Source organism: Actinomadura sp. 9N215, assembly GCF_044326345.1.
Lineage (GTDB): Bacteria > Actinomycetota > Actinomycetes > Streptosporangiales > Streptosporangiaceae > Spirillospora.
Map to the genome: position 1 here is coordinate 1 of NZ_JBIRBA010000019.1, position 12,904 is coordinate 12,904.

At 72.4% G+C, this 12,904-nt stretch carries 9 protein-coding genes; all 9 read right to left on the bottom strand.

What is annotated here, in order from left to right; all coding sequences use genetic code 11:
• Positions 1–33: 33 nt before the first annotated feature.
• Positions 34–1,494 carry a glutamate synthase subunit beta gene (locus ACH34T_RS27925; RefSeq protein WP_396023894.1) on the bottom strand — a complete coding sequence of 487 codons (1,461 nt, stop codon included), beginning with the start codon at positions 1,492–1,494 and terminating at the stop codon, positions 34–36.
• 19 nt (positions 1,495–1,513) lie between these two features.
• Positions 1,514–6,145 (bottom strand): glutamate synthase large subunit, encoded by a 4,632-nt coding sequence (gene gltB, locus ACH34T_RS27930; RefSeq protein ID WP_396023895.1) that lies wholly within the window; start codon positions 6,143–6,145, stop codon positions 1,514–1,516.
• 278 nt (positions 6,146–6,423) lie between these two features.
• On the bottom strand, positions 6,424–7,539 hold the full coding sequence (locus ACH34T_RS27935) for a hypothetical protein (protein WP_396023896.1): 1,116 nt from the start codon (positions 7,537–7,539) through the stop codon (positions 6,424–6,426).
• 69 nt (positions 7,540–7,608) lie between these two features.
• Positions 7,609–8,409, bottom strand: a complete 801-nt coding sequence (locus tag ACH34T_RS27940; RefSeq protein WP_396023897.1) for a hypothetical protein — start codon at positions 8,407–8,409, stop codon at positions 7,609–7,611.
• A gap of 102 nt (positions 8,410–8,511) precedes the next feature.
• Positions 8,512–9,225, bottom strand: a complete 714-nt coding sequence (locus ACH34T_RS27945; protein ID WP_396023898.1) for a VIT1/CCC1 transporter family protein — start codon at positions 9,223–9,225, stop codon at positions 8,512–8,514.
• 30 nt (positions 9,226–9,255) lie between these two features.
• Complete coding sequence (gene lgt, locus ACH34T_RS27950; protein ID WP_396023899.1) at positions 9,256–10,494, bottom strand: prolipoprotein diacylglyceryl transferase; 1,239 nt, start codon at positions 10,492–10,494, stop codon at positions 9,256–9,258.
• Positions 10,495–10,540: 46 nt separating this feature from the next.
• Entirely contained in the window at positions 10,541–11,368 is an 828-nt protein-coding gene (locus ACH34T_RS27955) for a DsbA family protein (protein ID WP_396023900.1), read from the bottom strand.
• Positions 11,369–11,499: 131 nt separating this feature from the next.
• On the bottom strand, positions 11,500–12,276 hold the full coding sequence (locus tag ACH34T_RS27960; RefSeq protein ID WP_396023901.1) for a DsbA family protein: 777 nt from the start codon (positions 12,274–12,276) through the stop codon (positions 11,500–11,502).
• Positions 12,277–12,335: 59 nt separating this feature from the next.
• Positions 12,336–12,827, bottom strand: a complete 492-nt coding sequence (locus tag ACH34T_RS27965) for a vitamin K epoxide reductase family protein (RefSeq protein WP_396023902.1) — start codon at positions 12,825–12,827, stop codon at positions 12,336–12,338.
• Between the last annotated feature and the right edge of the window lie 77 nt (positions 12,828–12,904).

Sequence of the window (12,904 nt, forward strand, 5' to 3'; positions counted from 1 at the left end):
GTGACGGGGGTTCCAGGGGGTCGCCCCCCTGGGCTAGAAGGGGCGGGCCGTGGGTGGGATGGGGTAGGGCAGGGCGGTGGCGCCGGTGAGGTAGGCGTCGACGCCGTGGGCGGCGGCGCGGCCCTCGGCGATGGCCCACACGATCAGGGACTGGCCGCGGCCCATGTCCCCGGCGGCGAACACGCCGTCCACGGACGTCTTGTAGTCGCCGTCGCGGACGACGTTGCCGCGCTGGTCCAGCTCGACGCCGAGCTGGTCGAGCAGGCCCTCCCGCTCCGGCCCGAGGAAGCCCATCGCGAGGGTGACGAGCCCGGCGGGGATCTCCCGCTCGGTGCCCTCGATCGGCTTGAACCCGGTGTCCGGCCCGCCGACCTCCACCAGGCGCAGGGCCCGGACGTTGCCGTCGCCGTCGCCCGCGAACTCCGTGGTGGACACGGCGTAGACGCGGTCGCCGCCCAGGTCGGCGAGCTCCTCGTGGGCGCTCTCCATCTTGAACAGCATCGGGTACGTCGGCCACGGCTGCGCGTCCGGGCGGGACTCCGGCGGCCGCGGCATGATCTCCAGCTGGGTGACGGACGCGGCGCCCTGCCGGATCGCGGTGCCGACGCAGTCCGCGCCGGTGTCCCCGCCGCCGATGACCACGACGTGCTTGCCCTTCGCGGAGATCGGCGACTCGTCGTAGTCGCCCTCCTGCGCCCGGTTGGACGGCGGCAGGTACTCCATCGCCTGGTAGACGCCGTTCAGCTCGCGTCCGGGGACGGGCAGGTCGCGCCAGGCGGTGGCGCCGCCCGCGAGGACGACGGCGTCGTGCCCGGCGCGCAGGTCGTCGGCGGTGACGTCGACGCCCACGTGCACGGACGTCTTGAACACGGTGCCCTCGGCGCGCATCTGGTCGAGGCGCCGCTCCAGGTGCCGCTTCTCCATCTTGAACTCGGGGATGCCGTAGCGCAGCAGGCCGCCGATCCGGTCGGCGCGCTCGTACACGGTGACGTCGTGCCCGGCGCGGGTGAGCTGCTGCGCGGCGGCGAGGCCCGCGGGCCCCGAGCCGACGACCGCGACGGTCCTGCCGGTCCTCACGGCGGGCGGCTGCGGGCGCACCCAGCCCTCCGCGAACGCCCGGTCGATGATCTCGACCTCGACCCGCTTGATCGTCACCGGGTCCTGGTTGATGCCGAGGACGCAGGCGCTCTCGCACGGCGCCGGGCACAGCCGCCCGGTGAACTCCGGGAAGTTGTTGGTGGCGTGCAGCCGCTCGATCGCCTCGTGCCAGTCCCCCCGGTGGACGAGGTCGTTCCATTCGGGGATGAGGTTGCCGAGCGGGCAGCCCTGGTGGCAGAACGGGACGCCGCAGTCCATGCAGCGGCTCGCCTGCTTCTCCAGGCGGTCGCGGCCGAAGTCCTCGTAGACCTCGGACCAGCTGCGGATCCGCACGTCGACCGGACGGCGCTTCGGGAGCTCCCGCCGGACGGTCAGAAAACCCTTCGGGTCGGCCATTGAAGGAAGTCCCCCTCTCTCAGCTCTGCGCGGCGGCCATGACGGCCTCGTCCACGTCGCGTCCCTCGGCCTCGGCCCTCGCCATGGCGTCCAGGACGCGCCGGTAGTCGCGCGGCATGATCTTGGTGAAGCGGGCGGCGGCGGCGTCCCAGTCGTCCAGGAGGCGGCGGGCGACGGCGGAGCCGGTCTCGTCGAGGTGCCGTTCGACCAGCGTCCGGACGGAGTCCACGTCGGCGGCGTCGAGTGGCTCCAGGTCGACCATCTCGGCGTTGACCCGCTCGGGCACCAGGTCCAGGACGTAGGCGATGCCGCCGGACATCCCGGCCGCGAGGTTGCGTCCCGTCCGCCCGAGGACGACGGCGCGGCCGCCGGTCATGTACTCGCAGGCATGGTCGCCGACGCCCTCCACGACGGCGGTGGCGCCGGAGTTGCGGACGCAGAACCGCTCGCCGACGATCCCGCGCGCGAACAGCTCGCCTGACGTCGCGCCGTACAGGATGACGTTGCCGCCGATGATCTGCTCCTCGGCCGCGAACCCGGCGTCCGCCGGGGGACGCAGCGTCAGCCGCCCGCCGGACAGGCCCTTGCCGACGTAGTCGTTGGCGTCGCCGACCAGCCGCAGCGTGATGCCGCGCGGCACGAACGCGCCGAACGAGTTGCCCGCCGAGCCGGTGAACGAGACGTCGATCGTGTCGTCGGGCAGGCCCTCGCCGCCCCACTTGCGGGTGATCTCGTGGCCGAGCATGGTGCCGACCGTCCGGTTGACGTTGCGGATCGGCAGCTCAAGCGTGACCGTGTCGCCGAACGCGATCGCGCCCTCGGACAGCTGGATCAGCGTGTTGTCCAGCGCCTTCTCCAGGCCGTGGTCCTGGACGGTGGTGCGGTGCAGCGCGGCGCCGTCCGCGACCTCCGGCGCGTGCAGGATCGGCGCGAGGTCCAGGCCGGACGCCTTCCAGTGCTCGACGGCGTCGCGGGCGTCGATCAGCTCGACGTGCCCGATGGCCTCGTCCAGCGAGCGGAACCCGAGCGCCGCCAGGTACTCGCGGACCTCCTCGGCGACGAACTCGAAGAAGTTGACGACGAACTCCGGCTTGCCCGCGAACCGCCGCCGCAGGACGGGGTTCTGCGTCGCGACGCCGACCGGGCAGGTGTCCAGATGGCAGACGCGCATCATGATGCAGCCCGACACCACCAGCGGGGCGGTCGCGAAGCCGTACTCCTCGGCGCCGAGCAGCGCGGCGACGACGACGTCCCGTCCGGTCTTCATCTGCCCGTCGGTCTGCACGACGATCCTGTCGCGCAGGCCGTTCAGCAGCAGCGTCTGCTGCGTCTCGGCGAGGCCCAGCTCCCACGGCGCGCCCGCGTGCTTCAGCGACGTCAGCGGGGACGCGCCGGTGCCGCCGTCGTGCCCGGAGATCAGCACCACGTCGGCGTGCGCCTTGGACACCCCGGCCGCGACCGTCCCGACGCCGACCTCCGCGACGAGCTTGACGTGCACGCGCGCCGCCGGGTTGGCGTTCTTCAGGTCGTGGATGAGCTGCGCGAGGTCCTCGATGGAGTAGATGTCGTGGTGCGGCGGCGGCGAGATGAGGCCGACGCCGGGCGTGGAGTGCCGCGTCTTCGCGATCCACGGGTACACCTTGTGGCCTGGCAGCTGGCCGCCCTCGCCGGGCTTGGCGCCCTGCGCCATCTTGATCTGGATGTCGTCGGAGTTGGTCAGGTACTCGGACGTGACGCCGAACCGGCCCGACGCGACCTGCTTGATCGCGCTGCGGCGCAGGTCGCCGTTCTCGTCCGGGGTGAAGCGCACCGGGTCCTCGCCGCCCTCGCCGGTGTTGGACTTGCCGCCGAGCCGGTTCATCGCGATCGCGAGCGTCTCGTGCGCCTCCGCCGAGATGGACCCGTACGACATCGCGCCGGTGGAGAACCGCTTGACGATCTCCGATACGGGTTCGACCTCGTCCAGCGGGACGGGCTCCCGCTCGCCCTCCTTCAGCCGGAACAGGCCGCGGAGCGTCATCAGCTTCTCCGCCTGCGAGTCGACCTTGGAGGTGTACTCCTTGAAGATCTCGTAGCGGCGGGTGCGGGTGGCGTGCTGCAGCTTGAACACCGTGTCCGGGTTGAACAGGTGCGGCTCGCCCTCGCGGCGCCACTGGTACTCGCCGCCGACGTCGAGCGTCCGGTGCGCGAGGTCGTTGCCGCCCGGCGGGTAGGCGCGGGCGTGCCGCTCGGCGGCCTCGCGGGCCAGCACGTCGAACCCGACGCCGCCGAGCCGGGACGTGGTGCCGGTGAAGCAGCGGGACACGACGTCCTCGCCGAGGCCGATCGCCTCGAAGATCTGCGCGCCGGTGTAGGACGCGACCGTCGACACGCCCATCTTCGACATGACCTTCAGGACGCCCTTGCCGTACGCCTTGACCAGGTTCCTTACGGCCTTCGGCGCGTCCAGGCCGTCGATGACGCCGCCGCGGACGAGGTCCTCGACGGTCTCGATCGCCAGGTACGGGTTGATCGCGGACGCGCCGTACCCGATCAGCAGCGCCATGTGGTGGCACTCGCGGGCCTCGCCCGTCTCGATCACCAGGCCGACCCGGGTGCGGGTCTTCTCCCTGATCAGATGGTGGTGGACGGCCCCTGTCAGCAGCAGCGACGGGATCGCGGCGCGGGCCGGTCCCGCGCCCCGGTCCGACAGGACGATGATGCGGGCGCCGGCGTCGATGGCCCGGCTGACCTCGGAGTTGATCTCCTCCAGGCGGGCCTCCAGGGCCGCTCCCCCGCCCGCGACGTCGTACAGCCCATGGACGACGTGGGCCTGCAGATGCGGCAGCGATCCCTCGTCGTCGATGTGGATGATCTTGGACAGCTCGTCGTTGTCCAGGATGGGCGTGGGCAGGACGAGCCGCCGGCACGAGTCGGGGCCGGGCTCCAGGAGGTTGCCCTCCGGGCCGAGCGTCGACTGGAGCGAGGTGACGAGCTCCTCGCGGATCGCGTCCAGCGGCGGGTTCGTGACCTGCGCGAACAGCTGCTTGAAGTAGTCGAACAGCAGCCGCGGACGCTCCGACAGCACCGCGATCGGCGTGTCGGTGCCCATGGAGCCGATCGGCTCCGCACCCGTCCGCGCCATCGGCGTCAGGATGATCCGCTGTTCTTCGAGCGTGTACCCGAACGTCTGCTGCCGCTTCACCAGCGTGTCGTGCGTCGGGATCTCCCGCTCGCGCTGCGGCAGCTCCTCGAACCGGACGAGCCCCTCATGCAGCCACTCCCCGTACGGGTGCTCGGCGGCCAGCTCGGCCTTGACCTCGTCGTCCTCGACGATCCGCCCGGCGGCGGTGTCCACCAGGAAGATCTTGCCGGGCTGGAGCCGTCCCTTCCGGACGACGTCGGCCGCCGGGATGTCGAGCACGCCCGCCTCGCTGGCCAGCACGACCAGGCCGTCGCGCGTCACCCAGTACCGGCCGGGACGCAGCCCGTTGCGGTCCAGGACCGCGCCGACGACGGTGCCGTCGGTGAAGCTGACGCTCGCCGGGCCGTCCCACGCCTCCATCAGCGTGGAGTGGAACTCGTAGAAGGCGCGGCGCTCCGCGTCCATCTCCGTGTGGTTCTCCCAGGCCTCCGGGATCATCATCAGCACGGCGTGCGGCAGCGACCGGCCGCCGAGGTGCAGCAGCTCCAGGCACTCGTCGAACGACGCCGTGTCGCTGGCCTCGATGTCGATCACCGGGTAGATCCGGGACAGGTCGCCCGGCAGCAGGTCGGACTTCAGCAGCGCCTCGCGGGCCCGCATCCAGTTCCGGTTGCCCTTCACCGTGTTGATCTCGCCGTTGTGCGCGATGAACCGGTACGGGTGGGCCAGCTCCCACGCGGGGAACGTGTTCGTCGAGAACCGGGAGTGGACGAGCGCGATCGCGCTGCTGAACCGGCGGTCCGACAGGTCGGGGAAGAACGGCTCCAGCTGCGGCGTCGTCAGCATCCCCTTGTAGACGATCGTCCGGCTGGACAGGCTCGGGAAGTAGACGGCTACGTCCTGTTCGGCGCGCTCGCGCATGCAGAACACGACGCGGTCGAGCTCCAGGCCCGTCTTGCCGTCGTGGGGGCCGCCGGCGGTGGGCGTGACGAACAGCTGCGCGAAGTGCGGCATGACACGTCGGGACGCCGGGCCGGTGAAGTCGGGGTCGTGCGGGAGCTCGCGCCACCCGAGGGCGGTCAGGCCCTCTTCGGCGCAGAGCGTCTCGACGTGGGCGATGACGGCGGCGCGCTCGTCGCCGTCCTGCGGGAGGAACGCGATCCCGGCCGCGTACGCGCCGCGCTCGGGGAGCGGGAAGTCGCAGACCTCGCGGAAGAACGCGTCCGGGACCTGGACGAGGATGCCGACGCCGTCGCCGTCGTCCGGCTCCGCGCCCACGGCCCCGCGGTGGTCGAGGTTCTTCAGGACGGTCAGGGCCTTCTGCACGATGTCGTGGCTCGTGCGGCCGTGCAGGTCGGCGACCATGCCGACGCCGCACGCGTCGTGTTCGTTCGCCGGGTCGTACAGGCCCTGGGCGCGGGGGCGTCCCGTCGCGCCGGGCGCGGGCGCGGGGGCGGTGGGCTCAGGGGCGGGAGCGGCAGGTGCGCCGGGCGCACGGCCGGCGGGTGTGAGGGCAGCAGCAGCCATGAAACCCTCCGTCGTCGTCTTGTCACTGCTTCGGTGTCAGTGCAGGCTCGGGACGACGTTGGCCCTGCTGCGGTGAGATGACATTACATCACTGCCGGGATCATGCCCGAAGGCACCAGATCACGAAACTTCCGGGCGCCGATCGACCCCGTGGCATCTCACAGTGGTTTAGACCAGTTTACCCGCAGAGCCCCGGCGGGAAGGGCGCTGACCTCGGTGAGCATCGTCACCGGCGCACAAGGTTTACGGTCCCCGCCGGTAACCTGCCCGAAACCCGGTCAGTCGGACGTGCGGGCGGCGCGGCCGAGCACCGCCGGGGCCTTGCCGCCCTCGATCAGCAGCGACAGCAGCGTCTCGTCCTTCTCGTCGCCCTTGCCGTCCAGGCGCTCCGCCCACGTGACCACGGCGAAGTGGCCCATGGCGAGGCCGCGCGACATCCCGAAGCCGCGTCCGAAGACGTCCAGCGGGGCCGGGGCCTCCAGCGGCCGGACGGACCCGGCGCCGAGCGTCTCCTCCAGCGTCGCGACGAACCGGTCCGCGTCCGCCGACCCGGCCAGGTTGAACACCGCGACGGCAAGCCCGTAGCCGCGCTCGGTGTCGGAGTAGATCCCGCGGACCGCCTGCGTGCAGCCGCCCTTGCCCAGCACGTCGCCGACGGTCGCGCCCCACACGGCGGCCGCGCAGTCGGCGTCGAGGCGCTTGGCGCGCAGCTTCACCTCGACGTCGCCGTCGGGGACGGACAGCGTCGTGGCCGACGCCGGGAACGCCTCCTCGATCGTCAGCGGCTTGGCGTCCGTGCCGCGGGACGCGATGCCCGCGTACGCCGACGTCGACGGCGAGCTGGAGTAGAAGTCCGGCGAGAGGCCGTTCCCCGCGGGCTTCCCGATCCGCGCGTTGCTCATGGCCGGGCTCTCGGCGCCGCCCCCGCCGCGCAGGACGACCACCACGCCGAGTCCGAGCAGCACGAACAGGCCGAGGACGGCCGCCGCGCCGAAGTACAGCCTCGGCCCGAGCCCGCCCCCGCCCCGCCCGGGACGGGCCTGGCACGCACCACGGCCGTCGCGGATCTCGCGGCCGTCACGGCCGTCGCGGACGTCGCGCGGCGGCTCGATCGGAAGCTCGGCCCTGGCGTCGCGCCGGTTCCGCCTGCCGGGACGCGGCGGCGGTGCCTGCCTGGACGCGTCCCGGTACCCGGACTCGTCGTCCTCGTAGGGCAGGCGCGGCGGAGGCGTCGCGGGACGGTCCGGGCGCGGCGGACGGCGGGACGCGTCGCGCGGGCGGGGGGCGCCCGCGCGGCCCGGGACGGTCCGGCGCGGGGCGGGGCGCCCGCGGCCCTGGCGGCTCACCGGCGCCCGCCGGGGGCCGCCGCCGCGGCGGCGTTCGTCAGGTTCCATGGCTCATCGGGGTCCACGACCGCGCAGACTACTGCCCGGCGACCGGTGACGCGCCCGCGCGCCGCCCGCTCACGGCCCGGGCTTCCCGCTGGAGGCCAGGTCGAGCCGCCCGTACAGGAAGTCGGCGGCGTTCTCGATGACCAGGCTCACGTCGATCATCTCGTTGAGCGAGCCCGGCTGCTGCCCGCCGGCTCGCTCCACCAGCGTGAGCACCGCGTAGTGGCCGTAGGTCTTGGCGTAGGCGGCGCTGAACCCGGCGCCGGTCGCGGGCACGCCCGGCGCCTTCAGCAGGGTCGGCCAGCCCGCCTTGGTCCGCGGGTCCAGGTCGCGCAGGATCTGCTTGACGCCCTCGACCCCCACCAGGTTGATCACGATGAAGTGGCCGACGTGCTTCTTGTCGGCGCTCACGTACGCGGCGCGGGCGACCTGGTTGCAGCCGAACTTGGCGAGGTCGCCCTGCAGCCGGGCGCCCCACGTCGCGGCCTTGCAGTCGGACTTCAGGTCGGACGCGGCGAGCGCGAAGGTGTAGCCGCCGGACTTCAGGCTCTTGGCGGAGAACGCCTCGCCCTCGGTGATCGCGCGGCCGTCGGCGGACCGCTCGGCGATCTGCCGGAAGCCCTCGCCGTTGTAGTCCGGCGTGTAGGCGGTCGGCAGGACCTCCTTCGGGGCGGCGCCGCCCTCCGTGCCGCCGCCGGTCAGCGCCATCACGGCCACCACCGCGACGACCACCGCCACCAGCGCGGCGGCCGCGGCGTACAGCAGCTTCGGACTGGGGAGCCGGCGGCCGGGCTTGTCGTCGTCCGGCCAGAAGTCCCGCCCGCGGCCCCGGCGCGGGGTCTTGCGGGAGCCTGTGTCACGAGCCTCGATCACGTCCGGGAGCTTAGCGGCCCCGCCGCCCCCCGCGAGGCCAAAAGGGCGTTTCATCCAGATTCCTTGGACGGCCGGGCGGACCCTCCGGCGGGACCGTTCCGATCAGCTCGTCCCGATCAGCGCGCCCACCCCGTAGGTGATCGCCGCGGCGGCCGCGCCGAACAGCAGCTGCCGCGTCCCGCCGGACCACCAGGCGCGGGTCGTCACCCGCGACACCAGCGCTCCGGCGGTGAACAGGCCGAGCGCGGCGACGCCCGCGGCGGGCCACAGCGAGGACGCGCCCAGCAGGTACGGCAGCACCGGCAGCAGCGCCCCGACCGCGAACGACAGGAACGACGAGCCCGCCGCCAGCACCGGGGACGGCAGGTCGCCGGGCGTCACGCCGAGCTCCTCCCTGGCGTGCACCTCCAGGGCCTCGTCCGGGTCGCGGGACAGTTGCCGCGCGACCTCCGCCGCGGTGTCCGGGTCGACGCCCCGCGCCTCGAAGACCCCGGCCAGCTCCCGCTCCTCGGCCCCCGGATGCCGGGCGAGCTCCAGCCGCTCCACCTCGATCTCCGCCTCGGCCAGCTCCGACTGGGACGCGACCGAGATGTACTCCCCCGCCGCCATCGAGAACGCGCCCGCCGCCAGGCCGGCGAGACCCGCGAGCAGGACGACCCGCTGACTCGCCTGGCCGCCCGCGATGCCCGCGATCAGCGCGAAGTTGGAGACGAGGCCGTCCATCGCGCCGAACACCGCGGGCCGCAGCCAGCCGCCGGTGACGTCGCGGTGCTGGTGGTGGCGCTCCGGACGCACTCCGGCCTTGCCGCTGGTCATGTCTCCCGCACCGGTCGCCGCCGCCGACTCCTACTTCCCGTCCCTGACGGGCTCCCCTTCTTCTACCCGTTCGGTGGGTTCGGCGGCACCGTCGTCTTTGGCGTCCCCGGCGCGATCCTTCTCGGGCTCCTCGTCGTCCGGGTCGTCCTCCGTGTCCTCCGCGTCCGCGTCGGAAGCGGGCTCCTCGCCGGAGTCGGACGCCTCGTCGGCCTCGGGCTTCTCCTCGGCTTCGGACGCCTCGGCGGTTTCGGTCTTCTCGGCGGGTTCTTCGGGTTCCGGCTCTACCGCGGCGTCCGGGGTGACCGCGGTCTCTTCAGTGTCCGCCTCGTCCTCCGGATCGAGGTCCTTGTCCAGGTCCACCTTGGTCTCGGCGGAGTCGGCGGGGTCGGCGGTGGCCGATTCGCCGGACGCGGGTTCCGTGGCGGGAACGCCGACGTTCTCCGGGGCGGTGCGGTTGCGGGCCTGGTACATGTACGCGACCGCGCCCACGAAGAGGATGATCGACGTCCAGTCGTTCAGCCGCAGGCCGAGGATCTCGTGGGCCTCGTCGATGCGCAGCGCCTCGATCCAGGCGCGTCCCAGGGTGTAGGCGGCGACGTAGAGCGCGAACGCGCGCCCGTGCGTGAGCTTGTAGCGGCGGTCGGCCCAGATGACGAGGATCGCGACGCCGACGCACCACAGGAACTCGTACAGGAACGTCGGGTGGTAATGGGCGATGTCGGCGTACTCGGGGTCGAGCGCGGGCCCGCCGTCCAGCACCGGACGGTGGTTCTCGTCGATCTCGATGGCCCAGAACGCGTCGAGCGGCCGCCCGTACAGCTCCTGGTTCCAGTAGTTGCCCCACCGGCCGATGGCCTGCGCGAGGACGATGCCCGGCGCGACCGCGTCGGCGAGCGCGAGGGTGGAGATCCCGCGCCGCCGGCAGCCGATGATCGCGCCGACCGCGCCGACCGCGATCGACCCCCAGATGCCGAGGCCGCCCTTCCAGATCTCCAGCGCGCGGAGCGGGTCGCCGTCCGCGCCGAAGTAGCGCTGGTAGTCGGTGAGGACGTGGTAGAGCCGCCCGCCGACGAGCCCGAACGGCACCGCCCACACGGCCACGTCGACGATCACGCCGGGCGCGCCGCCCTTGGCGGCCCAGCGGCGTTCGCCCAGCCAGACCGCGACGACGATGCCAAGAATGATCATGACGGCGTAGGCGCGGATCGGGATGGGCCCGAGGTGCCAGACGCCCTGCGAGGGACTCGGAATATAGGCCAGCGGCTCCATGCCCGCAGACGTTACCGCCTCGGGGCCGCGGTGCGCGCGGTCTCGATCACGCCGCCGGGTCGCCGCCCGTCGCGGCGCCGCCCGAGTGGGTGACGGCGGGCGCCGGGGCCCGTCCCCCGGTGGCCTTCGCGACGGCCTTCTCCAGCTCGTCCGGGGAGCCGAGGACGTCGGCGTCGACCTTCCGGCCGTTCAGCGCCAGGTACGGGGTGGCGTCGACGCCGGACCTCCCGGCCAGGGCGCTGGCCTTCTCCACCAGGTCGATCCGCTGGGAGCCGTTGACGCAGGCGGCGAACGCCGGGTCGGCGGTCCCCTGCGCGGCGGCCCAGTCGATCAGGTCCTCGTTGCCGAAGCCCGTGTCGCCCTCGGTGGGCTGCTCCGCGAAGAGCCTGTCGTGGTACGGAACCCAGTTGGCGACCGGGATGCAGGCCGCGGCGTTCGCGGCGCGCCGCGAGTTCGACATCAGCGGCTCCTGCTGGAAGAGCTGGAACGGCCGGTAGACGACCTTGGCCTTGCCCTCGGCGGCGAGCTGCTTGATCGTCCCGCCGAGCCGCTTCTCCAGGGCCCTGCACGCGGGGCACTGGAAGTCCTCGTACAGGTCGAGGACGGGTGCGGAGACGCCGGGCCGCGCCATCGCGACGGCGCCGTACTGCTCGCGGGCCGTCGGCGCCAGCGGGCCCTCGTACGAGTCGAGCGCCTCGTCCCCGGCGTCGCGGGAGACGACGGCCACGACCACCACCACGACCACGACGGCCGCCGCGACGACCCCGCCGAGGACGACCAGCAGCAACCGCCGGCGCCGCTCCCGCGCCTCGGCCCTGGTCCACTCGTCCGTGAGCCGCCGGCGTGCCGAAGGCTCACTCCCCTGCTCGCTCATCGATCCCCCGATCGCTACCGTGCGTGACTGAATGCTCGCACGAGCGTAGCGGGACGCGGCGCCACGGGGCGGTCAAACGCGCCGCGCCGCGCCGTCCCGGCGGGGACGGCGCGGCGCGGATCGGCCGGACGTTACTTGCCGGCGGCCCTGGCGGCGTCGATGGTGGCCCGCAGCGCCCCGGGGTTCGTGAACTGCTCGGAGTTGAGCTTCTTGCCGTCGAGGAAGAGGGTCGGCGTGCCGTCGACGGCCCGCGTCTGCAGGGCGTACTTGGTCATGGCGTCGACCTGGGGCTTCTTCTGCTCGTCCCGCACGCACTTCTCGAAGTTCGCGTCGGTGACGCCGACGTCCTTGCCCCACTTGACGAGGTCGTCGGGGGAGAAGCCCTCGTCGCCCTCCCTGGGCTGGAACTTGAACAGCGCGTCATGGTAGGAGATCCACTTGTCGGCCGGGACGCAGAGCGCCGCCTCCGCCGACCGCAGCGAGTTGATCTTGACCGGGTCCTGCTGCTGCCCGAACAGGTGGAACGGCCGGTAGACGACCTTGACCTTGCCCTGCTGCGCGAGCTCCAGGATGGTCTTGCCGGTGCTCTCCTCGAACTGCTTGCAGATCGGGCACTGGAAGTCCTCGAAGATCTCCAGTTCGGGCTTGGCGACGCCGGCCTGGGCCATCACGATCGAGCCGTCCGCCTGGCGGCTGAGCGGGGCGAGCGCGCCCGTGTGCGGCTCGGCCTTGCCGTTCTTGCGCTGCTGGTCGACGATCAGGACGGTCCCGACCACGATGACCGCCACCGCCACCACCGACCCGAGGACGATGGCGAGCAGCCGCCGCTGCTTCGAGCGCGCCTCCTGCCGCTTGCGCTCCGCGGCCAGGCGCTCCCGCGCGGACCGCTCTCGTGCGGCCTTGCTCATGGGGTTTCTCCTAGTGCGTGTGGGCCGCGCCGCCACCGTGCGGCGCGGTGACGGCGAGACTAGTCCACTTGACCGATTCGCCGGAATTCGTCGATGAGAACGAGAAGGAAGAGAAGGACGGTCACGACGTGCACCCCGGTGCACCACAGGCAAATTTTGTGCAGAATTGCCAGCTCGACGGTGACGAGATAGACGACGAACAGAACGCCGACCGCCACGCTCGCCACCCGCGCCCACCGCAGCGGCGGCCAGGCCGACCGCAGCGCCCACGGGGTGATCAGCGCGGCGAACACGACGAAGAACGACAGCCCGAGCAGCGGCATGGGAATCCCGGCCAGCTTCGAGTACTCGCTGGTCGTGACCGCGTGGCAGTCGACCGTCTTGGACGCCGAGCACACCAGCGCCCCTTCCCGGTAATGCGCGATCGTCAGGTAGACGGAGATCCCGAACCCGGCGACCGTCAGGATCCAGGCCACGACCTGGAACCATGCGGGCGGCAGCGGCGGCGCGGCCGTCTTGGCCCGGTCCTTCGCCGTCATCTCTTGCGTCATCGTGATCCTTCCAGGACCGCCTCACCCGGCGAACACACACCCTACGGGAGAGCGGCGGCATCACAAGCACAACTCGG

Excerpts from the sequence above, each read along its gene's own strand:
- ACH34T_RS27925 (WP_396023894.1), bottom strand. The coding sequence starts at position 1,494 with ATGGCCGACCCGAAGGGTTTTCTGACCGTCCGGCGGGAGCTCCCGAAG.
- gltB (WP_396023895.1), bottom strand. The coding sequence starts at position 6,145 with ATGGCTGCTGCTGCCCTCACACCCGCCGGCCGTGCGCCCGGCGCACCT.
- ACH34T_RS27935 (WP_396023896.1), bottom strand. The coding sequence starts at position 7,539 with ATGGAACCTGACGAACGCCGCCGCGGCGGCGGCCCCCGGCGGGCGCCG.
- ACH34T_RS27945 (WP_396023898.1), bottom strand. The coding sequence starts at position 9,225 with ATGACCAGCGGCAAGGCCGGAGTGCGTCCGGAGCGCCACCACCAGCAC.
- lgt (WP_396023899.1), bottom strand. The coding sequence starts at position 10,494 with ATGGAGCCGCTGGCCTATATTCCGAGTCCCTCGCAGGGCGTCTGGCAC.
- ACH34T_RS27955 (WP_396023900.1), bottom strand. The coding sequence starts at position 11,368 with ATGAGCGAGCAGGGGAGTGAGCCTTCGGCACGCCGGCGGCTCACGGAC.
- ACH34T_RS27960 (WP_396023901.1), bottom strand. The coding sequence starts at position 12,276 with ATGAGCAAGGCCGCACGAGAGCGGTCCGCGCGGGAGCGCCTGGCCGCG.
- ACH34T_RS27965 (WP_396023902.1), bottom strand. The coding sequence starts at position 12,827 with ATGACGCAAGAGATGACGGCGAAGGACCGGGCCAAGACGGCCGCGCCG.